Source organism: Streptomyces sp. NBC_00984 (assembly GCF_045162475.1).
GTDB lineage: Bacteria > Actinomycetota > Actinomycetes > Streptomycetales > Streptomycetaceae > Streptomyces.
In genome coordinates, this window is the sequence record NZ_CP108734.1 from 6,157,282 (window position 1) to 6,183,022 (window position 25,741).

The following is a 25,741-nucleotide window of genomic DNA, read 5'->3' on the forward strand; positions in this document are numbered from 1 at the left end:
CATGCCGTACAGCGATCACCGTCACCACCTACCGAGGAGTCGCCCCATGGCAGGAGAACCGCAGCCCGACTGCCTGTTCTGCAAGATCGTCTCGGGCGAGATCCCGGCAACCATCGTCCGCGAGAGCGAAACCACCGTCGCCTTCCGGGACATCAACCCGCAGGCCCCCACCCACGTACTCGTCATCCCGCGCGTCCACCACCCGGACGCCGCCGCGCTCGCCGCCGCCGAGCCGACGATCGCCGCCGACATACTGCGTGAGGCCGGGCAGGTCGCCGCCGACGAGAAGATCGTGGACAGCGGCTACCGGGTCGTCTTCAACACCGGCTCCGGCGCCGGCCAGACCGTCTTCCACGCACACGCCCACGTCCTGGGCGGCCGCGGACTGCAGTGGCCCCCCGGCTAGAACGGTCGATCGCACACCGTGTCCGTACGCGAACTCGTGGTCCTCGGCACCGCCAGCCAGGTCCCGACCAGGCACCGCAACCACAACGGCTATCTGCTGCGCTGGGACGGCGAGGGCATCCTCTTCGACCCCGGTGAGGGCACCCAGCGCCAGATGCTGCGGGCCGGCGTCGCCGCGCACGACATCGACCGGATCTGTGTCACGCACTTCCACGGCGACCACTCGCTGGGCCTGGCCGGGGTGATCCAGCGGATCAACCTCGACCAGGTCCCGCACCCGGTCACCGCGCACTACCCGGCGAGCGGGCAGCACTTCTTCGAGCGGCTGCGGTACGCCACCGCCTACCGCGAGTCCGTCGAACTGACCGAGGCCCCGGTCGCCGCCGACGGGGTACTCGCCACCACCGACGCGTACACGCTCAGCACCCACCGCCTCTCGCACCCCGTCGAGTCGTACGGTTACCGGCTCGTCGAACCCGACGGGCGCCGGATGCTGCCCGCGAAGCTCGCCGAGCACGGCATCAAGGGGCCGGACGTCGGCCGGATCCAGCGCGAGGGCGCCCTCGGCGGCGTCACGCTCGACGACGTCTCCGAGCGCAGGCGCGGCCAGCGGTTCGCGTTCATCATGGACACGAGGCTCTGCGACGGCGTGCACGTGCTCGCCGAGGGCTGCGATCTGCTGGTCATCGAGTCGACCTTCCTCGACGAGGACGAACGGCTCGCCACCGACCACGGCCATCTGACCGCCGGACAGGCGGCCCGGGTGGCCCGGGACGCGGGCGTACGGCACCTGGTGCTGACGCACTTCTCGCAGCGGTACGACGACCCGGCCGCCTTCGAGACCCAGGCCCGCGCAGCGGGGTTCGAGGGCGAACTGACCATCGCCCAGGACCTCGGCCGGGTCCCCGTGCCCACCCGGCACCTCTGAACACACCGGCACCACATCAGCACCACCGTCTGTGAGCGTGAAAAACCCGTGCACCTCCCCAAGGCCGAACTCCACCTCCACATCGAAGGCACCCTCGAACCCGAGCTGGCCTTCGCGCTCGCCGAGCGCAACGGCGTGCGGCTGCCGTACGCGGACACCGAGGAGCTCCGCACCGCCTACCTCTTCGACGACCTGCAGAGCTTCCTGGACCTGTACTACGCGCTGATGGCGGTGCTGCGGACCGAGGAGGACTTCGAGGAGCTCGCCGACGCGTATCTGGCCCGCGCCGCCGCGCAGGGCGTCCGGCACGCGGAGATCTTCTTCGACCCGCAGGCGCACACCGCCCGGGGCGTCCCGATCGGCACCGTCGTCGAGGGGCTCGGCCGGGCGCTGGACCGCAGCGAGGAGAAGCACGGCATCTCCACCCAGCTGATCATGTGCTTCCTGCGTGACCAGTCGGCCAAGTCGGCGCTGGAGACCCTGGAGGCGGCGAAGCCGTATCTGCACCGGATCAGCGCGGTCGGCCTCGACTCGGCGGAGGTCGGCCACCCGCCCGTCAAGTTCCGTGAGGTGTACGAGGCGGCCGGGGCGCTCGGGCTGCGCAAGGTCGCCCACGCCGGCGAGGAGGGCCCGCCCGAGTACATCCGGGAGGCCCTGGACGTCCTCGGGGTCGAGCGCATCGACCACGGGCTGCGCTGCATGGAGGACCCGGACCTGGTGCAGCGGCTGGTCGCGGACCGGGTGCCGCTCACCCTCTGCCCGCTGTCCAACGTACGGCTGCGCGCCATCGACACCCTGGAGGAGCACCCGCTGCGGGCCATGATGGCCGCCGGGCTGCTCTGCACGGTGAACTCCGACGACCCCGCCTACTTCGGCGGGTACGTCGGGGACACCTTCCAGGCCGTCCGCGAGGCGCTCGGCCTGGACCACGAGCAGCTGCGCACGCTGGCCCGCAACTCCTTCGAGGCGGCCTTCCTCGACCACGACGAGGAGCGCAGGGCGCGTTATCTGTCCGAGGTCGAGGCGTACGAGTTCGACTGACCGGCCCCGCCCGCCGGGCCGGCCGTCCGGAACGCGTTCCGGACCGGGCGCCTGCGGCGCACCGGCAGGCTGATCTCCGTGACGGCCTGCTCGGGCGCGCCCAGCCTGGGCACGGCGCCGGGCACCGCTCCGGTGGTGACGGCGAGCAGCGCGGCCGGGGCGCCACCCCTGCGGCGCACCGATCCCGGCACCAGCGGGCGGCCACCGGTGTGCAGGGCGACGGCCGTGACCGGGGCCGCGACCAGGAGCGTGACGGCGCCCAGGATCAGGCCCATGACCGGGTAGCCGGCCTGTTCGGACAGCACGCTGCCGAGGACCGGACCGCAGGCCACCCCGACGGACGACGCGGAGCCCGCGAGGACCGCCCAGCGGCCGCGTACGTCCAGGGAGGCGGCCAGGCCGATCAGATACGACAGGACCACCGGGTAGACGGTGTTCCACAGGATCTCGCCGGTCGCGAATCGACCGAGGCTCCCCGCCGACGAGCTGAGCACGATGCTGGCCGCGATGACCACGGTGCCCAGACCGATCGGCACCGCCCGGCCGAGCCTCGCGCCCAGCATCCCGGCGCCCATCACCCCGAGCAGACCAGCGCCGAGCGCGGCGGCGAACACCGCTCCGATGGTGACCTCGGAGAGTCCGACCTGGACCACCCCGATCCGGCTGCTGACGCCCCACAGCGCGTTCTGCGCCATGGACCAGACGAGCATGCCGCCCGCGAGCACCAGACCGGAACGGCGGTGCGGCAGCCGGCCGGCGACCTGGGTGGTGGGGCCGGTGGGCGTGACGCCGCCGAGCCGTGCGGTGGCGGGCCAGACGAGCAGGGCGACCAGGGCGATCGAGGCGAACGGCAGCCGGTGGCCGCCGCCGAGGTGCGGGATCGTCAGATAGAGGGCGCCCGCCGTGGCGGAGACGCTGAGCAGCCCGAGCGACGAGGTCCGGTGCGGATCGCGCTGGGCGGCGATGCCCGAGGCGGCCACCGCGGTCGCCGTACCGGAGCCGAAGCCGCCGATCACCACCCCCATGACCACCAGCGGCACCGACCCGGCCAGGGCGGCGCAGCCGTACCCCGCCATGGCCAGTACCAGGCCGATCCGGGCCGGCCGCCGCGGCCCGTAGGTCTCGACCCGGCCCGCCAGCGTGAACCCGGCGGTCGCCGAACTCAGCAGGAGGGCACTGCCGACCAGGCCGGCCTGCGCCGTACTGAGGCCGAGATAGACGGAGAGCCGCCCGACGATGGTGGGGAGCAGATAGGCGGCGAGGTAGCCGGCGGTGAACACGGCGACCAGGGGCCACGCGGCGCGAGGGCGCGAGGACATGGGCGTTCCTGAAGACATGCTGGAGACGGCAGAGAAGGCAGGGGAGGGCAATGCGGGAAATACGGGGAAGTCGGGCCACTCGTCGGCAACCGTCGCCGAAGGGGCTCGCGGGCCAATTTGTATCAACCGCGGCCAGTCGCCCGAAAGGCACCCTACTGTGATCTGGGTCACATATGCGTTTGTGATCCGGGAGCGGGGGTAGTAGCGCATGTTTGCGCAGGTCGGTGTCGCTGCGCGGGACGCCGGAACGAGCCCGCCGGGACCGGCGGCGCGCGCACTCCGGTTACGGCGGTGAATCGGGCACACTGGCCAGATCTGCCACGACCGGGGAGTGCAAGGTGAGCACGGACATTCCAGGCATCGACCCTCTGGACGGGCTGCGCGCCCCGCAGGACCCGGACTGCGACGTCTTCCTCACCGGCACCGTCTTCCTCGACATCATCTTCACCGGCCTGGACAGCGCCCCGGTGCGCGGCACCGAGTCCTGGGCGCGCGGCATGGGCTCCAGCCCCGGCGGCGTCGCCAACATGGCGACCGCCCTGGCGAGGCTGGGGCTGCACACCTCGCTGGCCGCGGCGTTCGGCGACGACCACTACGGGGAGTACTGCTGGGACGCCCTGGAGCAGGGCGAGGGCATCGACCTGTCCATGTCGCACACCGTCCCCGGCTGGCACTCGCCGGTGACCGTGTCGATGGCGTACGAGGGCGAGCGGACGATGGTCTCGCACGGCCACGAGGCCCCCGGCCCCGAGGGCACCCACGGCACCGCCGTCCCGACCGGGGAACCGCCGTTCCCGCGCTGCCCGCCCCGCGCCCGCGCCGCCGTCGCCTCGCTCGCCCCCGGCCGCACCGAACCGTGGGTCGCCACCGCGGCCCGGAACGGCGCCCGGATCTTCGCCGATGTCGGCTGGGACGAGACCGGCCGCTGGGACCTGGACGCCCTCGCCGACCTGGAGCACTGCCAGGCCTTCCTCCCCAACGCCGAGGAGGCCATGCGCTACACCCGCACCGACTGCCCGCGCGCCGCCGCCCACGCCCTGGCCGAACGCGTGCCGCTCGCCGTGGTCACCCTGGGCGCGGAGGGCGCGTACGCGGTGGACTCGGCGACCGGGGCGAGCGCCGAGGTGCCCGCGATCGAGGTCGAGGCGCTCGACCCCACCGGCGCGGGCGACGTCTTCGTCGCCGGTTTCGTCACCGGCACCCTGGCGGACTGGCCGCTGGCCGACCGGCTGGCCTTCGCCGGACTGACCGCGGCGCTCTCGGTCCAGGAGTTCGGCGGATCGCTGTCGGCGCCGGGCTGGGCGGAGATCGCCGCCTGGTGGCAGCAGGTCCGCACCTTCGCCGACCAGGACCCGGCCGCGCTCCAGCGGTACGCCTTCCTGGAGGAGCTGCTGCCCGCCACCGCCCGGCCCTGGCCGCTGCGCCGGGCGGTCCCGACGATCGGCTTCCGGCACCCCGCCTGACGGCCGCGCACACCTGTTCGTGAGCGTGTGCGAAAAAGCCCTCGGTGTTGTCGGTGCGGAGTCGTAGGCTTGGTAATCCGAGAGGTTGTCGATCGGCGAGGACCTTGCAACGGGAGGTATGTGCAGGCCACAGAGCCGGCCCATGACTCAGACACCCACAGCCCAGACCCCTGCGCCGAGGCAGGCGCGAGCCCACTTCACCGTCCCTGCCAGCCACCCGATGGTGACGGTTCTGGGATCGGGCGACGCCCTGCTGCGCGTGATCGAGACGGCCTTCCCGGCGGCCGACATCCACGTCCGGGGAAACGAGATCAGCGCCGCCGGAGACGCGACGGAAGTCGCCCTGATCCAGCGCCTGTTCGACGAGATGATGCTGGTGCTCCGCACCGGTCAGCCGATGACGGAGGACGCAGTGGAACGCTCGATCGCCATGCTCAGGGCGACGGAGAGCGGCGAGGGGGACGGCGAGGAGACACCGGCCGAGGTGCTCACCCAGAACATCCTCTCCAGCCGCGGTCGCACGATCCGCCCCAAGACGCTCAACCAGAAGCGGTACGTCGACGCGATCGACAAGCACACGATCGTCTTCGGCATCGGCCCCGCCGGTACCGGCAAGACCTATCTCGCCATGGCGAAGGCGGTCCAGGCCCTGCAGTCCAAGCAGGTCAACCGGATCATCCTGACCCGGCCCGCGGTCGAGGCGGGCGAGCGGCTCGGCTTCCTGCCCGGCACGCTCTACGAGAAGATCGACCCGTATCTGCGCCCGCTCTACGACGCCCTGCACGACATGCTCGACCCCGACTCGATCCCGCGGCTGATGGCGGCGGGGACTATCGAGGTGGCACCGCTGGCCTACATGCGTGGCCGTACCCTCAATGACGCGTTCATCATTCTCGACGAGGCACAGAACACCAGTGCCGAGCAGATGAAGATGTTCCTGACCCGGCTCGGCTTCGACTCGAAGATCGTCATCACCGGCGACGTCACCCAGGTCGACCTGCCGAACGGCACCAAGAGCGGTCTGCGCCAGGTCCAGGACATCCTGGACGGCGTCGAGGACGTCCACTTCTCCCGGCTCACCTCCCAGGATGTCGTCCGGCACAAGCTCGTCGGCCGTATCGTCGACGCGTACGAGAAGTACGACAGCCGAGACAGCCACAACGGGAAGCAGTAGCAGCGCACCATGTCGATCGACGTCAACAACGAGTCCGGAACCGAGGTCGACGAGCAGGCGATCCTCGACATCGCCCGCTACGCGCTCGCGCGGATGCGGATCCACCCGCTCTCCGAACTCTCGGTGATCGTGGTGGACACCGACGCCATGGAACAGCTCCACATCCAGTGGATGGACCTCCCGGGCCCGACCGATGTCATGTCCTTCCCGATGGACGAGCTGCGTCCGCCGGCCAAGGACGACGAGGAGCCCCCGCAGGGGCTCCTCGGTGACATCGTGCTCTGCCCGGAGGTCGCCAAGAAGCAGGGCGAGGACGCGGAGACCCGGCACTCCATGGACGAGGAGCTCCAGCTCCTCACGGTCCACGGAGTGCTGCACCTCCTCGGGTACGACCACGAGGAGCCGGACGAGAAGGCCGAGATGTTCGGTCTCCAGGCCGCGATCGTCGACGGCTGGCGCGCCGAGCACGGCCTGACCGGCCCGTCGCCCGCGCCCACCGTGTCGTGAGCGTTCCTCTCGTCCTGGGTGCCGTTCTGCTGGTCGTCGTCGGCTGGCTGGCGGCCTGCGCGGAGGCGGGCATCGCCCGGGTCTCCAGCTTCCGGGCCGCCGAGGCGGTCCGCTCCGGGCGGCGCGGCAGCCGGAAGCTGGAACAGGTCGCGGCGGATCCGACCCGCTATCTCAACGTCGCCCTGCTGGTGCGGGTCGCCTGCGAGATGGCGGCCGGCGTGCTCGTCACGTATGCCTGTCTGAAGGAGTTCCCCCGGACCTGGGAGGCGCTGGCCGTCGCCATGGGCGTGATGGTCCTCGTCTCCTACGTCGCCATCGGCGTGTCGCCGCGCACCATCGGCCGCCAGCACCCGCTGAACACGGCCACCGCCGCGGCGTACGTCCTGCTGCCGCTGGCCAGGGTCATGGGCCCGATCCCGCAGCTGCTGATCCTCATCGGCAACGCGCTGACCCCGGGCAAGGGGTTCCGCAAGGGACCGTTCGCCAGTGAGGCCGAACTGCGCGCGATGGTCGACCTCGCCGAGGCGGAGTCGCTGATCGAGGACGAGGAGCGCCGCATGGTGCACTCCGTCTTCGAGCTCGGCGACACGCTCGTGCGCGAGGTCATGGTGCCGCGGACGGACCTGGTCTGCATCGAGCGCTACAAGACGATCCGGCAGGCGCTGACCCTGGCCCTGCGCTCCGGTTTCTCGCGGATCCCGGTCACCGGGGAGAACGAGGACGACATCGTCGGCGTCGTGTATCTCAAGGACCTGGTCCGCAAGACCCACATCAACCGCGAGTCGGAGGCCGATCTGGTCTCCACCGCGATGCGGCCGGCGGCCTTCGTGCCCGACACCAAGAACGCCGGTGACCTGCTGCGCGAGATGCAGCAGGAGCGCAGCCACGTCGCCGTCGTGATCGACGAGTACGGCGGCACGGCGGGCATCGTCACCATCGAGGACATCCTTGAGGAGATCGTCGGCGAGATCACCGACGAGTACGACCGCGAGCTCCCGCCCGTCCAGGAGCTGGGGAACGACTGCTTCCGGGTGACCGCGCGCCTCGACATCGGCGACCTCGGGGAGCTGTTCGGCCTCGACGAGTACGACGACGAGGACGTGGAGACCGTCGGCGGACTGCTGGCCAAGGCGCTGGGGCGGGTCCCGATCGCCGGGGCGTCGGCCGTCGTCGACCTGCCGGACGGCCGTCGGCTGCGGCTGACCGCGGAATCCCCGGCGGGCCGCCGCAACAAGATCGTCACGGTGCTGGTGGAGCCCGTGGCTTCCCGGGGGGAGGACGAGGGATGACTCCGCAGCAGCTGAGGGCGTTCTGCCTGGAGTTCAACGCGAGTGCCGAGGAGTTTCCGTTCGGCCCCGGGACCTCCGTCTTCAAGGTGCTCGGCAAGATGTTCGCGCTCAGCACGCTGGATGCCCGGCCGCTGACGGTGAACCTGAAGTGCGATCCGGACGAGGCGGTGCGGCTGCGGGAGAAGTACGACGCGGTGGTGCCGGGCTGGCACATGAACAAACGGCACTGGAACACGGTGACGGTGTCCGGGGTGCCGGACCGGGTGTTCCGCGAACTGGTCGAGGACTCCTACGACCTGGTGGTGGCGGGGCTGCCGAAGGCGGACCGGCTGCGGCTCGACCGGCCGTAGGCGGTGCGCGGACCGGCGCGCCCGGTTCGTATGCTCGGCACATGACTGAGAGCACCGACCTCGGCGCCGAGGACCGCAAGATCGTCACGCTGGCGCGCAGCGCCCGCGCCCGCAACGGTGTGCCGGAGGGCGCGGCCGTACGGGACGAGACCGGACGTACGTATGTCGCCGGCACCGTACGGCTGGAGTCGCTGAAGCTCAGCGCGCTGCAGACCGCCGTGGCGATGGCCGTGGCCAGCGGGGCCACCTCCCTGGAGGCGGCCGCGGTCGTCTCCGAGGCCGAGACCCCGTCGGACGAGGACCGTGCCGCGGTACGGGACCTGGGCGGCCCGGACACCCCCGTCCTGCTCGCCGGTCCCGACGGCACCCTGCGGGTCAGCGTGACGGCGGGCTGACGCGGACCAAATCCGCACACCGTGTACGAACGCCCCGCAGCCGACCGGCGCGGGGCGTTCGCACACCATGTGCGGGAATCGCGGATCTTGACAGCATCTGATGGGTCATCAGCCAAAGCGTTTCGCTCCCATTGACTTCTTCGGGGCCGGGGCCGTCAATGGGCCCCCGCCGGCGCGGAAGAGCCGCTGCGCCGCATCCGCAGGAGGGGGCTCCATGCGTCCGACCGTCCGAAGAATCAGCATGCGAAGATCCGGTGCCCGAAGACGGCCGGGGCACGGCCGCCGCTGGGCCGCCGCGCTGGGTGTCGGCGCGCTCGTCGTGGCCGGGGGAGGGGGGCTCGCGGGCCCCGCGCAGGCCATGGCCACCGCCTCGGTGCCGGTGGACTTCCCCACCCACTGCATCCCGCCCGCCATCGCGGGCATCCCGCCGATCGACGGGACGACGAAGGCCGAGATCACCGTCGACAACGCCGCCCCGGAGGTGGGCGACACGGTCACGGTCACCTACACCGTCGTCGAAGCCGCCGCGAGCAACCCGGTCGATCTGGCGCTGCCCGCCGACATCATGACGCCGACCGGCAAGGTCACCGTCGGCGGTGCGCAGAGCGCGAGCGTCACCGTCGCGGGCCCGAAGAAGAACGACCCGGTACCCGGCAAGGGCGCCTTCCCGTCGTTCTCGATGACCGGCACCTTCACGGTCACCGCGCCCGGACAGATCACGCTCTCGCCCGGCGACTACAACATCCACACCAGCTACATCATGGAGCTGGACACCCCCTGCACGGTGACGGACCCGCCCGCACCCGTCTCCGAGACGATCATCGCGACGGACGGCGGCGGCCAGGTCAACGAGCGCGCCATCCAGCTCGGTGCCGCGTCCGGCAAGGCGGGCGACACGGTCACCGTCACCGGGTCGAAGTTCACCCCGGGCGCGGACATCACCCTCGCCGGCCGGGCCGGTGACGCACCGACCGCCGACACGGCCACCGCCAAGGCGGACGGCTCCGGCGGCTTCAGCGGCCGGCTCACCGTCGACGACCCGGCGACCACCGGCATCGTCGCCTACGAGGGCGCCGGCTGGGACCAGGCCAAGGGCGCGGGCCCGCAGGCCTACACCGTCACCGGTGGCGGCGGGGAGACCCCGGACGGCAGCCAGAAGCTCAACGCCTCCGTCAAGGCGGGCACGCTCTCCATGGTCCAGGCCGGGGACACCGTCGAGATGTCGGCGGTCGACTTCGGCCGCGGCGGCGCCTCCCGGGGCTCCCTGCAGACGGTGACGGTCGAGGACTTCCGCGGCGGCCCCGCGGGCTGGTCCCTGACCGGAAAGGTCACCGACTTCAAGGGCCCCGGCGGCGCGACGATCGGCGCGTCCGCACTCGGCTGGACGCCGGTCTGCGCGACGAAGGCCGGCAGCCCGAGCACCTGCGCGGCGGGTTCCGGGGGACCGGTCGGCAGCGCGGGCGCCACGCTGGCGTCCACGCCGAACGGGACCGCCACCGGCGGCGAGTTCACCGTCGACGCCCGGCTCGCGCTGAACGTACCGGCGTACACCGCCCCCGGCGCGTACTCCGGCGTGCTCACGCTCACCCTCACGTGACCGAGCACTCCCGACCGAACGGCGGACCGGGCGCGCACCCGCCCGGACCGCCCGTACCGACCACCATCCGGGGGTACCGCACCGTGCGCAAGATCTACCTGCTTCTCCTGACCGGCGCCCTCCTGCTGATCGGCGCGCCCGCCGCCCACGCCGCGGACAACGGCAGCTGGTCGGTCTACCCGGCCACCGAACGGGCCGGTCAGCGCCCGTACTTCTACCTCTCGGCCGACCCCGGCGCCACGCTCCACGACAAGGTCACCGTCACCAACAGGACGGACCGGCCGCAGACCTTCCGGCTGTACGCGGCCGACGCGTACAACACCGCCCGCGACGGCGGGTTCGCCGTCCGGGCCCGCGACGAGCGACAGCGCTCGGTCGGCGCCTGGGCGAGGACCGGCAGCGACCGGGTCACCGTGGCGCCGCACGGCTCGGTCACCGTCCCGGTCACCATCACCGTCCCCGAGAACGCCGAACCGGGCGACCACCCCGGCGCCCTCGTCGCACTCGACGAGCGCGTGGACCCCGCCGACGCCGGTGCCGTCGCCGTGGGCATCCGGAAGGCGGTCGGCGCCCGGATCTATCTGCGGGTGAACGGACCGACCGTGCCCGCGCTCTCCGTGGACGACATCCGGGTCGAGCACACCCAGCCGCTGGTCCCGGGCACCGGGAGGAGCCGGGCCGTCATCTCGTACACGCTCCACAACCGCGGCAATGTCACCCTCAGCCCCAAGGTCGCCCTCAAGGCCGAGGGGCTCTTCGGCCGCACCCTGCTCGCCCGCGACCTGAAGCGGATCCCCGCCGAGCTGCTGCCCCGCCAGGAGGTCCGGCTGACCGAGCAGTGGGCCGGCGCGCCCCAGCTGGAATGGGGCGAGATCCGGCTGACCGCGAGCGCCCGCGAGACCCGCGAGTCCGCCGCGGTCTCGTACTTCGCCCTGCCCTGGCTGATGGCCGGGATCCTGCTGGTGATCGTCGGCGGGGGTACGGGGATGTGGATACGGGCCCGTCGGCGCCGTGCCCGCACCGCCTGAGACGACATCCGACAGGACCCGCCGCGGCCCTTGGTGCGGCGAGGCCGCCGGGATCGGGGACAATGGGCGCCATGAGCGTTCGACCTGACACAGAAGCCGCTGCGCAGCAGGCCGCCGGCAAAGCCCCCCACCGGGCCGGTTTCGCCTGCTTCGTGGGCCGCCCCAACGCGGGCAAGTCCACCCTCACGAACGCTCTGGTCGGCCAGAAGGTGGCGATCACCTCCAACCGGCCGCAGACCACGCGGCACACCGTGCGCGGCATCGTGCACCGCGACGACGCGCAGCTGATCCTGGTCGACACTCCCGGGCTCCACAAGCCGCGCACACTGCTGGGCGAGCGGCTCAACGACGTCGTACGGACCACCTGGGCCGAGGTCGACGTCATCGGCTTCTGCCTGCCCGCCGACCAGAAGCTCGGCCCCGGCGACAAGTACATCGTCAAGGAACTCGCGGGCATCAAGAAGACCCCGAAGATCGCCATCATCACCAAGACCGACCTGGTCGACTCCAAGCAGCTCGCCGAACAGCTGATCGCCGTTTCCCGCCTCGGCGAGGAGCTCGGCTTCGAGTGGGCGGAGATCATCCCGGTCTCCGCGGTCAAGGACACCCAGGTCGGTCTGCTGGGTGACCTGATCGCCCCGCTGCTCCCGGAGAGCCCGCCGCTCTACCCGGAGGGCGACCTCACCGACGAGCCCGAGATGGTCATGGTCGCGGAGCTGATCCGCGAGGCCGCGCTCGAAGGCGTACGGGACGAGCTGCCGCACTCCATCGCGGTCGTCGTCGAGGAGATGCTGCCGCGCGAGGGCCGCCCGGCGGACAAGCCGTTGCTCGACATCCACGCCAATGTCTACATCGAGCGCCCCAGCCAGAAGGGCATCATCATCGGCCCGAAGGGCAAGCGGCTGAAGGATGTCGGCACGAAGTCGCGCAAGCACATCGAGGCACTGCTCGGCACACCGGTCTTCCTGGACCTCCATGTGAAGGTCGCGAAGGACTGGCAGCGCGATCCCAAGCAGCTGCGCAAGCTCGGCTTCTGAGCCGTGCCGCGGGGACCCGGGCCGCAAGGACCCGGGCCACAGGGGAGCCGGTGACCCGGGTCACCGGGAGACCGGCCTCACGCGCCCTCCTTCAGGACGCGTGAGACCAGTGCCCGCTGGGCGTCGGTCAGCCTCGGGTCCGCGCAGTGGACCGTCCGGCCGCCGACCGTGATCCGGTACCGGAAGCCGTCCGGCACACCCCTGGGAGGCGTGTCGTGGCCAGCGGCCAGCGCCGATTCGGCCAGTGCCTCCCATTCCGGGGCGTCGTCCCGCCCGGCGGTGTCGACCTCGCATTGGCGTGCGATGCCGGCGAAGCCGCCGGTCCTGCTGACCTGAATCCGCATGCGATGTCCTCCAACGCCGGACGCCCGTGCCCTACGCGGTCGGCACGCCCACTTCCGACCACGCCTTCAGGACGGCCTCGGCCTCGTCGCCCTCGCCGAAGCGGCTGCGGGCCGCGGCGACCGTCAACCGGGCGAAGGACGCGAAGTCCGCGTCCACGGCCAGTTGACCACCTGTGAGCACATCGAACCAGAGCTGCCCGGCACGTTCCCACGCGTTGCCGCCGAGCGCCGTCGCCAGCAGATAGAACGCGCGGTTCGGGATGCCGGAGTTGAGGTGCACCCCGCCGTTGTCCTCGCTGGTGTGGACGTAGTCCTCCATCGACGCGGGCTGCGGGTCCTTGCCCAGCACGTCGTCGTCGTACGCCGTTCCCGGCGCCTTCATCGAGCGCAGCGCGACGCCCTGGACGCGGGGGGCCAGCAGTCCGGCGCCGATCAGCCAGTCGGCCTGGTCGGCGGTCTGGCCCAGCGTGTACTGCTTGACCAGGGAGCCGAAGACGTCGGACACGGATTCGTTGAGCGCGCCGGACTGGCCGTAGTAGCTCAGATTGGCGGTGTACTGGGTCAGGCCGTGTGTCAGCTCATGGCCGATCACGTCGATGGCGACGGTGAAGTCCAGGAAGATTTCGCCGTCCCCGTCGCCGAAGACCATCTGCTCGCCGTCGAAGAAGGCGTTGTTGTACTTCTCGTCGTAGTGCACGGAACCGATCAGCGGCAGTCCGTTGCCGTCGATCGAACGGCGGCCGTACGCCTTGAGCAGCAGTTCGAAGGTGGCGCCGAGCCCCGCGTACGCGCGGTTGACGCTCGCGTCCTTCGTCGGCTCCTGGCCCTCGGCGCGAACCTTGGCGCCGGGCAGCTGGGTGCGGTGGCGGCAGTCGTAGAGCGTCCGGTCGGGCTTGTCGGAGGCCTCCCCGTCGGTCGCGGGGGCGACGGGCACGGTGACGACCGTGGCCATCTGGCGGCGGGTGCGGCGGGCCGCGTCGCTCTCCAGGGTGCGACGGGAGGGCCCGGCGAGATCGGGGTTGTCGGACTGAGACAGCTTGTCGAGGACATGAGGCGGCACGATCGTGCAGAAGACGGGGTGGAACCCGTGCGGTGACTGAGGCTGCATACCGCCGACTGTGGCACCAGGTAATTGCGATGTCACTGGTTGCGATCAGGATTGACGCAATGGAGTGATCGGTCACTGTTGGGCGTTTCCTGCGCCCGGTCCCGCATACTGATACGGGACGGACGCATCAGGCGCCTCTCGGTTAGTCTCGTCGCATCATGCGTTTCGGGCTGCTTCTTCTTAGCTGCCGCGGCGAGGGCCTGTAGTCGTAGGCCGACCCCCTCCCCGCGGAGTCTGGTGTTGCAGCGACACAGTCGGCCGTCCCACTGGTTGGACCCCGAGGAGTCGTACGCCATGACCGACGCAAATCCCGCTCAGACCCCTGCTGAAACCGCTGTCGGCCGTCCTACGCCGATCACCAACGCGACTCAGCTGCAGAAGCCGTCCGGGATGCCGATCCACAAGTACGGCACCTACGAGGCCGTCGACATCCCCGACCGCACCTGGCCGGACAAGCGGATCACCGTCGCGCCCCGCTGGCTCTCCACCGACCTGCGCGACGGCAACCAGGCGCTGATCGACCCGATGTCGCCGGCCCGCAAGCGCGAGATGTTCGACCTGCTCGTACGCATGGGCTACAAGGAGATCGAGGTCGGCTTCCCGTCCTCCGGCGAGACCGACTTCGCGTTCGTCCGCTCCATCATCGAAGAGGGCGCGATCCCCGAGGACGTGACGATCTCCGTCCTGACGCAGGCCCGCGAGGACCTGATCGAGCGGACCGTCGAGTCCGTCGTCGGCGCCCGCCGGGCCACCGTGCACCTGTACAACGCGACGGCGCCCACCTTCCGCCGGGTCGTCTTCCGCGGCTCCAAGGACGACATCAAGCAGATCGCCGTGGACGGCACGCGGCTGGTCATGGAGTACGCGGAGAAGCTGCTGGGCCCGGAGACGACCTTCGGCTACCAGTACAGCCCCGAGATCTTCACCGACACCGAGCTGGACTTCGCCCTGGAGGTCTGCGAGGCGGTCTGCGACGTCTGGCAGCCGGAGGAGGGCCGCGAGATCATCCTCAACCTGCCCGCCACCGTGGAGCGTTCGACGCCGTCCACGCACGCGGACCGGTTCGAGTGGATGTCGCGCAATCTGTCGCGCCGCGAGTTCGTCTGCCTGTCGGTCCACCCGCACAACGACCGCGGCACCGCCGTCGCCGCCGCCGAGCTGGCCGTCATGGCCGGTGCGGACCGGATCGAGGGCTGCCTGTTCGGCCAGGGCGAGCGCACCGGCAACGTCGACCTGGTCACCCTGGGCATGAACCTGTTCTCGCAGGGTGTCGACCCGCAGATCGACTTCTCGCAGATCGACGAGATCCGCCGCACCAGCGAGTACTGCAACCAGATGGAGGTCCACCCGCGCCACCCCTACGCGGGCGACCTGGTCTACACCGCCTTCTCCGGCTCCCACCAGGACGCCATCAAGAAGGGCTTCGACGCCATGGAGGCCGACGCGGCCGCCCAGGGCAAGACGGTCGACGATCTCGAGTGGGCGGTGCCGTACCTGCCGATCGACCCGAAGGACGTCGGCCGCAGCTACGAGGCCGTCATCCGGGTCAACTCGCAGTCCGGCAAGGGCGGAATCGCCTACGTCCTGAAGAACGACCACAAGCTGGACCTGCCGCGCCGGATGCAGATCGAATTCTCCCGGATCATTCAGGCCAAGACGGATGCCGAGGGCGGCGAGGTCACGCCGACGCAGATCTGGTCCACGTTCCGCGACGAGTACCTGCCCAACCCGGAGAACGCCTGGGGCCGCGTACAGCTGCGCACCGGCCAGACCACGACCGGCTCCGACGGCCAGGACACGATCACCGTCGAGGCGACCGTGGACGGCGCGGACACCGTACTGACCGGTACCGGCAACGGGCCGATCTCCGCGTTCTTCGAGGCGCTGCAGGCCATCGGCATCGACGCCCGGCTGCTGGACTACACCGAGCACACCATGAGCGAGGGCGCCAGCTCCCAGGCCGCCTCGTACATCGAGTGCGCGATCGACGGAAAGGTCCTGTGGGGCATCGGCATCGACGCCAACACCACGCGGGCCTCGCTGAAGGCGGTCGTCTCCGCGGTCAACCGCGCCACCCGCTGATCCGGCGCCCGCGAGGGCACCGGGCCGCACGGCCGAGGACCCCGTCCACCCGCATCCGGGGGGCGGGGTTCGGCCATCTCCGGGCGGTTGTGACGGGCGAGGTACTGACGCCGCATCGCGACTGTGGTTAACATCACGTCCACACGGCAATGTTGCCGGAGGGGGCACCTCCCGTGCCCTTGGGGCCACGGGGGAGTTACGGAGGTGTGCGACGTGCGGTCAGCCCTGGGACAACGCGCCATGAAGCTGCGTATCTGCGGCATCCGCACCGTCTGGGACCCCGTCGGCGACGGGGAGTTCTTCTGCCCCGGCTGCGGCGGCGACCGCAACTACCGCCGTCTCACCGGCCGTCGGCGGTTCGTGGTGCTCGGCGTGCCCATGCTGGCGCGCGGCACCGCCGGCCCCGTCGTCGAATGCGCCGCCTGCCGGGAGCACTTCGGCACCGATGCGCTCGACCACCCCACCACCACCCGGCTCTCCGCCATGCTCCGGGACGCCGTCCACACCGTCACGCTCGGCGTCCTCGCGGCCGGCGGCACCACCTCCCGCACGGTGCTGGAGGCCGCGGCCGCCACCGTGCGCGGTGCCGGATTCGACGACTGCACCGAGGAACAGCTCTGCACGGTCGTCGAGGTCCTCGCCGCCGACACCGGCCACGGCTCCGCCTTCGACCCCGCGGCCGAGGCCTGCGGAGCGGCCCTCTCCATCGAACTGCACGAGGCGCTGGAACCCCTGGCCCCGCATCTGGCCCCCGCCGGACGCGAATCGATCCTGCTCCAGGGCGCCAGGATCGCGCTCGCCGACGGCCCGTACGGACAGGCGGAGCGCGAGGTGCTGACCACCGTCGGCGGCGCGCTGCAGCTCTGCGCCCAGGACACGGCCCGACTGCTCGCCGAGGCCGCGCGCACCCCCTCCTGACGGCCCCGGCCCCGCCGGCCCTTCCCGTACCGGACAATGGTCGTATGAGCTTGTTCCGGGACGACGGCGTGGTGCTGCGCACGCAGAAGCTGGGCGAGGCCGACCGGATCATCACGATCCTGACCCGCGGCCACGGCCGGGTACGCGCCGTCGCGCGCGGGGTGCGGCGCACGAAGTCCAAGTTCGGGGCGCGGCTGGAACCCTTCTCCCACGTCGACGTGCAGTTCTTCGCCCGCGGCGGTGAACTGATCGGCCGCGGACTGCCGCTCTGCACCCAGAGCGAGACGATCGCCCCGTACGGCGGCGGCATCGTCACCGACTACGCCCGCTACACCGCGGGCACCGCGATGCTGGAGACCGCCGAGCGGTTCACCGACCACGAGGGCGAGCCCGCGGTCCAGCAGTACCTGCTGCTCGTCGGCGGGCTGCGCACCCTCGCCCGCGGCGAGCACGAGCCGCATCTCATCCTCGACGCGTTCCTGCTGCGCTCGCTGGCCGTCAACGGCTACGCACCCAGCTTCGAGGACTGCGCCAGGTGCGGAATGCCCGGACCGAACCGGTTCTTCTCCGTCGCGGCGGGCGGTGTCATATGCGGCGACTGCCGGGTGCCCGGCAGCGTCGTACCCTCGGCTGAGGCCGTCACCCTGCTGAGCGCACTGCTCAGCGGTGACTGGGAGACGGCGGACGCGTGCGAGGCGCGTCATGTCAGGGAGGGGAGCGGACTGGTGTCCGCCTATCTGCACTGGCACCTGGAGCGCGGGCTGCGCTCACTGCGGTACGTAGAGAAGTGACACAGGCGGATCAGGCACAGGGAGCGAGACAGTTCATGGCAGTACGCGGGATGCTCGGCAGCCGTAATCGGCGCGACTACAAGACCCCGGAGCCGCACCCCTCCGGTGCCACGCCCCCGAAGATCCCCGGCGAGCTGGTGCCCAAGCACGTGGCCGTCGTGATGGACGGGAACGGCCGCTGGGCCAAGGAACGCGGCCTGCCGCGCACCGAGGGCCACAAGGTCGGCGAGGGCGTCGTCATGGACGTGCTCAAGGGCTGCATCGAGATGGGCGTCAAGAACCTCTCGCTGTACGCGTTCTCCACCGAGAACTGGAAGCGGTCCCCGGAGGAAGTGAAGTTCCTGATGAACTTCAACCGCGACGTCATCCGCCGCCGCCGCGACGAGATGGACGAGCTGGGCATCCGCATCCGCTGGGTGGGCCGCATGCCCAAGCTGTGGAAGTCCGTGGTCCAGGAGCTCCAGGTCGCCCAGGAGCAGACCAAGGACAACGACAGGATGACGCTGTACTTCTGCGTCAACTACGGCGGCCGGGCCGAGATCGCCGACGCCGCGCAGCGCATCGCGCAGGACGTCGCGGCCGGGAAGCTGGACCCGTCCAAGGTCAACGAGAAGACCTTCGCGAAGTACATCTACTACCCGGACATGCCGGATGTCGACCTCTTCGTCCGCCCCAGCGGGGAGCAGCGCACGTCCAACTATCTGATCTGGCAGAGCGCCTACGCCGAGATGGTCTTCCAGGACGTGCTCTGGCCGGACTTCGACCGCCGCGACCTGTGGCGGGCCTGCCTGGAGTTCGCCCAGCGGGACCGGCGCTTCGGCGGCGCGGTGGAGGCGGCGCAGGAGCCGACGGGCTGAGCGAGGGGGTCCGGGGGCAGCGCCCCCGGACCGTCACTTCTTCGCGCCCGCGCACTCCGCGCAGGTACCGAAGATCTCCACCGTATGGGCCACGTTCACATACCCGTGCTGAGCGGCGATGGTCTCCGCCCACTGCTCCACCGCGGGGCCCTCGACCTCCACGGCCTTGCCGCACATCCGGCACACCAGATGGTGGTGGTGGTCCCCGGTCGAGCAGCGCCGGTACACGGACTCGCCCTCCGTGGTGCGCAGCACGTCGACCTCGCCGGCGTCGGCGAGGGACTGGAGGGTGCGGTAGACGGTGGTCAGCCCGACCGAGTCACCGCGGTGCTTGAGCACGTCGTGCAGCTCCTGGGCGCTGCGGAACTCGTCCACCTCGTCGAGCGCCGCCGCCACCGCCGCCCGCTGCCGGGTCGACCGGCCGCGTACCGGGGCCGCGTTCGTTCCACTGATCGGCGCCGTCGCCACAGCAGCCTCCTCGTGTCGCCCGTACCTGTGTCGGGCCATTGTGCCAGCCCGCCCGGCCGTCGCGGTCAAACCCGGAGCGCGTCCGGGGCCGGACGGGAGGCCGGTACCTCCAGGGTGCACTCCTCGGACGCCGCTTCGCTCCGGCGTGCGCGGTTTCTGGCCAGCGGGGTCGCCAGCAGCGTCAGGGCGATGAAGACCGCGATGGCCAGCAGCACGATCGTCGCGCCGGGCGGGACGTCCTGGTAGTACGAGGTCACGGTGCCGGCCAGGGTCACCGCCGTGCCGATGACGACCGACAGCACGAACGTGACCTTGAAGGACCTGGAGATCTGCTGCGCGGCCGCGACCGGCACCACCATCAGCGCGCTGACCAGCAGCAGCCCGACGACCCGCATCGCGACGGTGACGGTCACCGCCGCCGTCACGGCGACCAGCAGATTCAGCGCGCGCACCGGCAGCCCGGTGACCCGGGCGAACTCCTCGTCCTGGCTGACCGCGAACAGCTGGCGGCGCAGCCCCAGCGTCACCAGCAGCACGAAGGCGGCCAGCACGCAGATCGAGGTGATGTCCTCGGAGGAGACCGTGGACAGGGAGCCGAAGAGGTACGAGGTGAGGTTGGCGTTGGAGCCGGTGTCGGAGAGGTTGATCAGCAGCACACCGCCCGCCATGCCGCCGTAGAACAGCATGGCCAGCGCGATGTCGCCGCGGGTGCGCCCGTACCAGCGGATCAGCTCCATCACGACGGCGCCGGCGACGGCGACCGCCGTGGCCATCCAGACCGGGCTGGTGGAGAGCAGGAAGCCGAGGCCGACCCCGGTCATCGCGATGTGGCCGATGCCGTCGCCCATCAGGGCCTGGCGGCGCTGGACGAGGTAGATGCCGACGGCGGGGGCGATGACGCCGACGAGCACGGCGGCGAGCAGGGCCCGCTGCATGAAGGGCGGATTGAGGAATTCCATGATCAGCTCAGCAGTCCCGTCCGGACGGGCTCGGAGGCCGCGTGGGGGTGTACGTGGTCGTGTCCGGGCAGGGCGTGCTGGCCCAGCGCCTTCGGGGGCGGCCCGTCGTGCATCACACAGCCGTCGCGCAGCACGATCGCGCGGTCGATCAGCGGCTCCAGCGGGCCGAGCTCATGCAGCACGAGCAGCACCGTGGTGCCGGCCGCGACCTGCTCGCGCAGGGTCGCGGCCAGGATCTCCTGGCTGGCCAGGTCGACGCCGGCCATCGGCTCGTCCATGATCAGCAGCTCGGGTTCGGCGGCCAGCGCGCGGGCGATCAGCACCCGCTGGTGCTGTCCGCCGGAGAGCGCGTCCACCGAGTCCTTGGCCCGGTCGGCGAGGCCGACGAGCTCGATGGCCCGGTCGACGGCGACCCGGTCGGCCCTGCGGAGCAGGCCCAGCCTGGTGCGGGAGAGCCGTCCGGAGGTGACGACCTCGCGGATCGTGGCGGGGACGCCGCCGGCCGCCGTGGTGCGCTGGGGTACGTAACCGATGCGTGCCCAGTCGCGGAAGCGGCGCAGCGGGGTGCCGAACAGCTCGACGGAGCCGCCGGTGAGCGGGACCTGGCCGATGACGGAGCGTACGGCGGTCGACTTGCCGGAGCCGTTGGCGCCGAGCAGGGCGGCGACCTCGCCGCGGTGGACGGTCAGGTCGATGCCGCGCAGCACGGGACGCGTGCCGAGCGTGGCGGTGGCGCCCCGCAGGGCTATCACGGGGTCGGTCGTGGTGCTCCCGGTCTCGGGCATGAGTGCCTCCGATGCTGCTGTGGCGGGTGTTACGGGGGTCACTTCGCGCCGAGCGCCTTCTGCAGGGCGGCGAGGTTGGACTGCATGACCTCGATGTAGTCGGCGCCCTTGGACTTGCCCGTGATTCCTTCGAGCGGGTCCAGGACGTCGGTCTTCAGGCCGGTGTCCTTGGCGAGGGTGCTCGCGGTTTTGTCGCTGGCGAGCGTCTCGAAGAATACGGTGGTGACCTTGTTCTTCTCCGCGACGGTGTGGATCTCGCTGATCCGGGCGGGGCTGGGCTCGGCCTCGGGGTCGACGCCGGCGATGCCCTCCTGGGTGAGGCCGTAGCGCTCGGCGAGGTACCCGAAGGCGGAGTGGGTGGTGATGAACGTCTTGGTGGCGGTGTTCTTCAGCCCGTTCGCGTACGCCGTGTTCAGGCCGTCGAGCTTGGTGACCAGCGCGTCCGTGTTCTTCCGGTAGTCCGCGGCGTGGTCGGGGTCGGTCTTCTCCAGGGACGCGCCCACGCCCTTGGCGACCTCGGCGTACTTCACCGGGTCCAGCCAGATGTGGGGGTCGGCCCCGGCCTCGTCGCCGTGGTGCTCGTGGCCGTGCTCGTCGCCGCCGGTCTCGGTGCCGTGGTCCTCCAGCGTGGTGAGCTTCGAGGCGTCGACGACGTGCTTCGCGCCGGACTGGTCGATGGCGTCGTCCACGGCGGGCTGGATGCCCTTGAGGTACAGGATGAAGTCGGCGTCGGTGAGCCCGCCGATCTGCCGCGGGCTGAGCTCCAGGTCGTGCGGCTCCAGGCCCGGCCTGGTCAGCGTGGTGACGGAGACGTGCTTCCCGCCTATCTGCTCGGCCAGGAACTGCATCGGATAGAACGAGGCCACCACGTCCAGCTTGTCGCCGTTCTTGCGGTCCGCGGCGTCGGAGGAGGAGCAGGCGGTGAGGGCGGTGAGGCCGAGGACGACTGCTCCGGCGACGGCGGCGGTGGGTATGAGGCGGCTTACGTTCATGACAGTCATTTTCAACAAAACTGGAAACGATTGTCAACAAGGCTGATGAGATGACTTCGGGACCGACGACGCCGATACCGATTTGATCCAAGGGGCGTGCCCGCCGGTAATCTGAAGCATTCGTCCGCCCGTCTCCCGATCACCATCCCCCCCACTGAGGCGCTTCGCGCCAACCCTGTCCAAATTTCGTCGTAAATGAAGAGAGCACCGTGGCCGCCGACAAGATCGACTCCATCGTCAGCCTGAGCAAGCGCCGTGGCTTCGTCTACCCGTGCAGTGAGATCTACGGAGGCCAGAAGGCCGCCTGGGACTACGGGCCGCTGGGCGTCGAGATGAAGGAGAACCTCAAGCGCCAGTGGTGGCGCTACATGGTCACCTCGCGCGAGGACGTGGTCGGACTCGACTCGTCGGTCATCCTGGCCCCCGAGGTGTGGGTCGCCTCCGGTCACGTCGCCACGTTCAGCGACCCGCTGACCGAGTGCACCTCCTGTCACAAGCGCTTCCGCGCCGACCACCTGGAAGAGGCGTACGAGGAGAAGCACGGCAAGCCGCCCGTGAACGGCCTCGCCGACCTCAACTGCCCCAACTGCGGCAACAAGGGCACCTTCACCGAGCCCAAGCAGTTCTCGGGTCTGCTCTCCACCCACCTCGGCCCGACCCAGGACTCCGGCTCGGTCGCCTACCTGCGCCCCGAGACCGCCCAGGGCATCTTCACCAACTTCGGCCAGGTGCAGCAGACCTCGCGCAAGAAGCCGCCGTTCGGCATCGCCCAGATGGGCAAGTCCTTCCGGAACGAGATCACCCCGGGCAACTTCATCTTCCGGACCCGCGAGTTCGAGCAGATGGAGATGGAGTTCTTCGTCAAGCCGGGCGAGGACGAGGAGTGGCAGCAGTACTGGATGGACCAGCGCTGGAACTGGTACACGGGCCTCGGCATGCGCGAGGAGAACATGCGCTGGTACGAGCACCCGGCGGAGAAGCTCTCGCACTACTCCAAGCGCACCGCCGACATCGAGTACCGCTTCCGCTTCGGCGGCAGCGAGTGGGGTGAGCTGGAGGGCGTCGCCAACCGCACGGACTACGACCTCAAGGCGCACTCCAAGGCCTCGGGCACGGACCTGTCCTTCTTCGACCAGGAGGCCGGCGAGCGCTGGACCCCGTACGTCATCGAGCCGGCGGCCGGTGTCGGCCGGGCGATGCTGGCCTTCCTCCTCGACGCCTACATCGAGGACGAGGCGCCCAACGCCAAGGGCGTCATGGAGAAGCGCACCGTGATGCGTCTCGACCCGCGCCTCGCGCCGGTCAAGGTCGCCGTCCTGCCGCTGTCCCGCAACCCGCAGCTGTCGCCGAAGGCCAAGGGCCTCGCCACCGACCTGCGGAAGAACTGGAACATCGAGTTCGACGACGCGGGCGCCATCGGCCGCCGCTACCGCCGTCAGGACGAGATCGGTACGCCGTTCTGCGTCACCGTCGACTTCGACACCCTCGACGACAACGCGGTGACCGTGCGCGAGCGCGACACCATGAAGCAGGAGCGCGTCTCCCTGGACCAGATCCAGGCCTACCTCGGCGCCCGCCTGCTCGGCTGCTGATCCACCGAGTCCGCTGGACGAAGCCCCCGGTTCCCCGTACGGAACCGGGGGCTTCGTTGCACACTGGGCACCCCCCACCCAGGAGGCCCCGATGCCGTCCATGACCACCAGCAAGGTCAGGAGATGGGACCAGCACGGCCGTGAACACATCGTCCACGTACGGAAGTCGGGGGTGCGGCGGCAGCTGAGCTGCGACACCTGCGGCTGGAGCGAACGGGTGCAGTTCCTGCCCTGGCTCAAGGCCGGGGAACATCTCGCCGATGCCCACCGGGCGACGGTGGACCCGGCGTCCTGAGGCCCCGGCGCGGGGCACGGCACGCGACCGGCCGAAAAGCTGGTGCGGGGGCCCGCCGGGCCGGGGTACGGTTCCGGCATGTCTTCGTTCTTCCAGATCTACGAGTGAGAGCGCGGCGGGCCCGACCACCCGCCGCCCACCGGACCGATTCCAGGTCGCTTCAGACCTCACTTCGCACTACGAACCGGAGAACGCCGTGGCCAAGAGCCGTAACAACCTGCTCGGTGTGGGCGGACAGCGCAAGAAGCTGTCCCGCGCCGAGCAGCAGGGCGCCGGCCCTGCGCGCGACGCCGACCGCAAGGCGGCGGCCGACCAGAAGCAGGAGCTGCTGCGCAAGATGCGTGAGCGCGCGCTGTCGGGTACCGCCTCGGAGTCCTCGTCGGACGACGCCGCGCAGCCGGACGCGACTGAGCAGGACGCCCCGGCGCAGAGCTGACGTCCCCTCACCACCCGTACGACCGTGGGCCCGGATCACCTCGTGATCCGGGCCCACGCCCTTGTCCGCGCCCCGTCGCCGCCCGCGCTCACGCCACCCTGCGCGGCAGCCGCAGACTGAGCAGCGTCGTCAGCACCACCGCGGCCAGCTGCACCAGCAGCGTCACGACCAGCGCGTCCCGCATGCCCGTGCCCGGGACCAGGGAGAGGAACAGCGTGCCGAGCGTGGCCACCCCGAGGGCCAGCGCGGCCTGCTGGGTCGTCGTCATCACCCCGCCGCCCACACCGGCCCGCGCGGCCGGTACGTCGGACAGCACGATGCGGAACAGGACGGGGAGCTGGAGCCCCTGCCCGAACCCCGCGATCGCCACCCCCGGCATCAGGCCCAGCAGCCCGAGACCGGACCACTCGCGCCACACGGTGAGCGCGAGCACCAGCACACCCAGCGCCTGGATCAGCCCGCCGGCCGTCACGACCCGGCTGCCGTACCGCAGGATCAGCCGCGGACCGGCCAGTGACGCCGCGAAGAACGCCACCGCCATCGGCGCCATCGACAGGCCCGCCGCCGCCGGGCCCAGCTCCAGGCCCTGCTGCAGGGCCACCGCGATGACGAACATGAAGCCGCCGAAGCCGATCGAGAACGGCACCACCAGCGTGAGCCCGCGGCGCAGCGACTCCAGCCGCAGCAGGCTCGGCGGCACCAGCGGGGTCCGCCCGCTCCGGTCGGCCCGCCGCTCGACCCGGTAGAAGGCGTACGCGGCGAACGGGAACAGGGCCAGCGAGACCCAGGTCCACACCGGCCAGCCCGCCGCGCGCCCCTCCGTCAGCGGGGCGAGCAGCGTCACCAGCGACGCGGTCAGCAGCAGCGTGCCCGGTACGTCGATCGGCGCGGGCTGCTCCGAACGGGTCTCCGGCACGGCGCGGGCGGCCAGCACCAGCCCCACCGCCGCCACCGGGACGTTCACCAGGAACACCGAACGCCAGCCCGCGCTCTCGCCGAACACCGACGACAGCGGCGCGGCGGCGACGAGGACCCCGCCGAGGATCTGGCCCGCGACCATGGAGAGCCCGGCCGTCGCCCCGTACAGGCCCATCGCGCGGGCCCGCCGGTGTCCCGAGGTGGCCGCCTGGATGGTGGCGAGCACCTGCGGCAGCATCAGCGCCGCCGCGGCGCCCTGCGCCACCCGCGCTCCCACGAGCGTCCAGGCGTCCGGGGCGAGCCCGCAGGCGAGCGAGGTGATTCCGAAGGCGGCGATGCCCAGCAGGAAGAGCCGGCGCCGCCCGGCCATGTCGCCGAGCCGGCCGCCGAGGACGAGCAGTACGGCGTAGGCGAGGCCGTAGCCCGCGACGACCAGTTCGAGCAGCGCGGGGCCCGCGTCCAGGTCGTGGTCAATCGTCGGCAGGGCGACATTCACGATGAAGAAGTCGATGAGCGGCAGTGCCGCACCGAGCAGCACGGTGAACAGTCCGAGCGTGCCGAGCACCGGAGCGGGGTGGTCGTGCCGCACCACGGGTTCGGTGGTGGCGGTTGCTTCCGTCCGTACAGTTGATTCACTCACGCCACCGAGAATCGCGGCCGTCC

At 70.9% G+C, this 25,741-nt stretch carries 27 protein-coding genes; 19 read left to right on the forward strand and 8 right to left on the reverse strand.

Annotated features, from left to right (window positions below; translation table 11 throughout):
* Nucleotides 1–46: 46 nt before the first annotated feature.
* The 3 genes from OG520_RS27485 to OG520_RS27495 are packed head-to-tail and all read left to right on the forward strand — an operon-like array spanning nucleotide 47 to nucleotide 2,374.
* Complete coding sequence (locus OG520_RS27485; protein ID WP_266419408.1) at nucleotides 47–406, forward strand: histidine triad nucleotide-binding protein; 360 nt, start codon at nucleotides 47–49, stop codon at nucleotides 404–406.
* Nucleotides 407–424: 18 nt separating this feature from the next.
* On the forward strand, nucleotides 425–1,333 hold the full coding sequence (locus tag OG520_RS27490; protein WP_406014977.1) for a ribonuclease Z: 909 nt from the start codon (nucleotides 425–427) through the stop codon (nucleotides 1,331–1,333).
* Nucleotides 1,334–1,381: 48 nt separating this feature from the next.
* Nucleotides 1,382–2,374: an adenosine deaminase gene (locus OG520_RS27495; protein ID WP_399326585.1), complete on the forward strand. Its 993-nt coding sequence runs from the start codon at nucleotides 1,382–1,384 to the stop codon at nucleotides 2,372–2,374.
* On the opposite strand, the gene OG520_RS27500 is transcribed toward OG520_RS27495, so the two are convergent.
* Complete coding sequence (locus tag OG520_RS27500) at nucleotides 2,338–3,693, reverse strand: MFS transporter (protein ID WP_406014978.1); 1,356 nt, start codon at nucleotides 3,691–3,693, stop codon at nucleotides 2,338–2,340. The two genes, OG520_RS27495 and OG520_RS27500, sit on opposite strands and share 37 nt — an antisense overlap.
* A gap of 338 nt (nucleotides 3,694–4,031) precedes the next feature.
* Here OG520_RS27500 and OG520_RS27505 point away from each other — a divergent pair, with 338 nt between their 5' ends.
* The 9 genes from OG520_RS27505 to era all read left to right on the forward strand — a co-directional run bounded on the left by OG520_RS27505 (nucleotide 4,032) and on the right by era (nucleotide 12,533).
* Nucleotides 4,032–5,156 (forward strand): carbohydrate kinase family protein, encoded by a 1,125-nt coding sequence (locus OG520_RS27505; protein WP_399326581.1) that lies wholly within the window; start codon nucleotides 4,032–4,034, stop codon nucleotides 5,154–5,156.
* Nucleotides 5,157–5,298: 142 nt separating this feature from the next.
* The gene (locus OG520_RS27510; protein ID WP_266419419.1) at nucleotides 5,299–6,330 is read left to right on the forward strand and encodes a PhoH family protein; all 1,032 of its coding nucleotides are present in this window, start codon (nucleotides 5,299–5,301) and stop codon (nucleotides 6,328–6,330) included.
* Nucleotides 6,331–6,339: 9 nt separating this feature from the next.
* Nucleotides 6,340–6,837, forward strand: a complete 498-nt coding sequence (gene ybeY / locus OG520_RS27515; protein WP_072483570.1) for an rRNA maturation RNase YbeY — start codon at nucleotides 6,340–6,342, stop codon at nucleotides 6,835–6,837.
* Nucleotides 6,834–8,126 (forward strand): hemolysin family protein, encoded by a 1,293-nt coding sequence (locus tag OG520_RS27520; RefSeq protein WP_406014979.1) that lies wholly within the window; start codon nucleotides 6,834–6,836, stop codon nucleotides 8,124–8,126. Before ybeY ends, OG520_RS27520 begins: the two co-directional genes overlap by 4 nt.
* On the forward strand, nucleotides 8,123–8,476 hold the full coding sequence (locus OG520_RS27525) for an MmcQ/YjbR family DNA-binding protein (protein ID WP_385324620.1): 354 nt from the start codon (nucleotides 8,123–8,125) through the stop codon (nucleotides 8,474–8,476). The genes OG520_RS27520 and OG520_RS27525 overlap by 4 nt, the downstream gene beginning before the upstream one ends.
* A gap of 41 nt (nucleotides 8,477–8,517) precedes the next feature.
* Complete coding sequence (locus OG520_RS27530; protein ID WP_072483567.1) at nucleotides 8,518–8,871, forward strand: cytidine deaminase; 354 nt, start codon at nucleotides 8,518–8,520, stop codon at nucleotides 8,869–8,871.
* 241 nt (nucleotides 8,872–9,112) lie between these two features.
* On the forward strand, nucleotides 9,113–10,468 hold the full coding sequence (locus tag OG520_RS27535) for a beta-xylosidase (RefSeq protein WP_406014980.1): 1,356 nt from the start codon (nucleotides 9,113–9,115) through the stop codon (nucleotides 10,466–10,468).
* Between the two features lie 83 nt (nucleotides 10,469–10,551).
* On the forward strand, nucleotides 10,552–11,496 hold the full coding sequence (locus tag OG520_RS27540) for a WxL protein peptidoglycan domain-containing protein (protein WP_406016579.1): 945 nt from the start codon (nucleotides 10,552–10,554) through the stop codon (nucleotides 11,494–11,496).
* A 62-nt stretch (nucleotides 11,497–11,558) separates the two neighbouring features.
* The gene (gene era / locus OG520_RS27545) at nucleotides 11,559–12,533 is read left to right on the forward strand and encodes a GTPase Era (RefSeq protein WP_266419433.1); all 975 of its coding nucleotides are present in this window, start codon (nucleotides 11,559–11,561) and stop codon (nucleotides 12,531–12,533) included.
* A gap of 77 nt (nucleotides 12,534–12,610) precedes the next feature.
* Here the strand turns inward: era and OG520_RS27550 are convergent, their stop codons facing one another.
* Both OG520_RS27550 and OG520_RS27555 read right to left on the reverse strand, forming a co-directional pair.
* The gene (locus OG520_RS27550) at nucleotides 12,611–12,877 is read right to left on the reverse strand and encodes a protealysin inhibitor emfourin (RefSeq protein ID WP_266419435.1); all 267 of its coding nucleotides are present in this window, start codon (nucleotides 12,875–12,877) and stop codon (nucleotides 12,611–12,613) included.
* A gap of 31 nt (nucleotides 12,878–12,908) precedes the next feature.
* Entirely contained in the window at nucleotides 12,909–13,985 is a 1,077-nt protein-coding gene (locus tag OG520_RS27555) for a M4 family metallopeptidase (protein ID WP_399326571.1), read from the reverse strand.
* 294 nt (nucleotides 13,986–14,279) lie between these two features.
* Here OG520_RS27555 and leuA point away from each other — a divergent pair, with 294 nt between their 5' ends.
* The 4 genes from leuA to OG520_RS27575 all read left to right on the forward strand — a co-directional run bounded on the left by leuA (nucleotide 14,280) and on the right by OG520_RS27575 (nucleotide 18,633).
* Nucleotides 14,280–16,067, forward strand: coding sequence for a 2-isopropylmalate synthase (gene leuA, locus OG520_RS27560; RefSeq protein ID WP_266419441.1), 1,788 nt, complete (start codon nucleotides 14,280–14,282; stop codon nucleotides 16,065–16,067).
* Nucleotides 16,068–16,307: 240 nt separating this feature from the next.
* The gene (locus OG520_RS27565; protein WP_389972078.1) at nucleotides 16,308–16,985 is read left to right on the forward strand and encodes a TerB family tellurite resistance protein; all 678 of its coding nucleotides are present in this window, start codon (nucleotides 16,308–16,310) and stop codon (nucleotides 16,983–16,985) included.
* 44 nt (nucleotides 16,986–17,029) lie between these two features.
* Nucleotides 17,030–17,776 carry a DNA repair protein RecO gene (gene recO / locus OG520_RS27570; RefSeq protein ID WP_406014981.1) on the forward strand — a complete coding sequence of 249 codons (747 nt, stop codon included), beginning with the start codon at nucleotides 17,030–17,032 and terminating at the stop codon, nucleotides 17,774–17,776.
* Between the two features lie 35 nt (nucleotides 17,777–17,811).
* On the forward strand, nucleotides 17,812–18,633 hold the full coding sequence (locus tag OG520_RS27575; protein ID WP_385324636.1) for an isoprenyl transferase: 822 nt from the start codon (nucleotides 17,812–17,814) through the stop codon (nucleotides 18,631–18,633).
* A gap of 33 nt (nucleotides 18,634–18,666) precedes the next feature.
* On the opposite strand, the gene OG520_RS27580 is transcribed toward OG520_RS27575, so the two are convergent.
* From OG520_RS27580 to OG520_RS27595, 4 genes are all read right to left on the reverse strand, one after another.
* Nucleotides 18,667–19,101, reverse strand: coding sequence for a Fur family transcriptional regulator (locus tag OG520_RS27580; RefSeq protein ID WP_399326567.1), 435 nt, complete (start codon nucleotides 19,099–19,101; stop codon nucleotides 18,667–18,669).
* 65 nt (nucleotides 19,102–19,166) lie between these two features.
* Complete coding sequence (locus tag OG520_RS27585) at nucleotides 19,167–20,060, reverse strand: metal ABC transporter permease (protein ID WP_399326565.1); 894 nt, start codon at nucleotides 20,058–20,060, stop codon at nucleotides 19,167–19,169.
* 2 nt (nucleotides 20,061–20,062) lie between these two features.
* On the reverse strand, nucleotides 20,063–20,845 hold the full coding sequence (locus tag OG520_RS27590) for a metal ABC transporter ATP-binding protein (RefSeq protein ID WP_406014982.1): 783 nt from the start codon (nucleotides 20,843–20,845) through the stop codon (nucleotides 20,063–20,065).
* Nucleotides 20,846–20,883: 38 nt separating this feature from the next.
* Nucleotides 20,884–21,837: a metal ABC transporter substrate-binding protein gene (locus OG520_RS27595; RefSeq protein WP_406014983.1), complete on the reverse strand. Its 954-nt coding sequence runs from the start codon at nucleotides 21,835–21,837 to the stop codon at nucleotides 20,884–20,886.
* Nucleotides 21,838–22,046: 209 nt separating this feature from the next.
* Between OG520_RS27595 and OG520_RS27600 the strand changes: the two genes are divergently transcribed.
* The 3 genes from OG520_RS27600 (at nucleotide 22,047) to OG520_RS27610 (ending at nucleotide 24,160) form a co-directional block, all read left to right on the forward strand.
* Complete coding sequence (locus OG520_RS27600; RefSeq protein WP_399326559.1) at nucleotides 22,047–23,429, forward strand: glycine--tRNA ligase; 1,383 nt, start codon at nucleotides 22,047–22,049, stop codon at nucleotides 23,427–23,429.
* A 91-nt stretch (nucleotides 23,430–23,520) separates the two neighbouring features.
* Nucleotides 23,521–23,724, forward strand: a complete 204-nt coding sequence (locus OG520_RS27605) for a hypothetical protein (RefSeq protein ID WP_399326557.1) — start codon at nucleotides 23,521–23,523, stop codon at nucleotides 23,722–23,724.
* Between the two features lie 196 nt (nucleotides 23,725–23,920).
* A complete protein-coding gene (locus OG520_RS27610) occupies nucleotides 23,921–24,160 on the forward strand; it encodes a DUF6243 family protein (protein WP_399326555.1) in 240 nt (79 codons plus the stop codon).
* Nucleotides 24,161–24,248: 88 nt separating this feature from the next.
* Here the strand turns inward: OG520_RS27610 and OG520_RS27615 are convergent, their stop codons facing one another.
* Nucleotides 24,249–25,718, reverse strand: a complete 1,470-nt coding sequence (locus OG520_RS27615) for an MFS transporter (protein WP_406014984.1) — start codon at nucleotides 25,716–25,718, stop codon at nucleotides 24,249–24,251.
* Nucleotides 25,719–25,741: the final 23 nt, after the last annotated feature.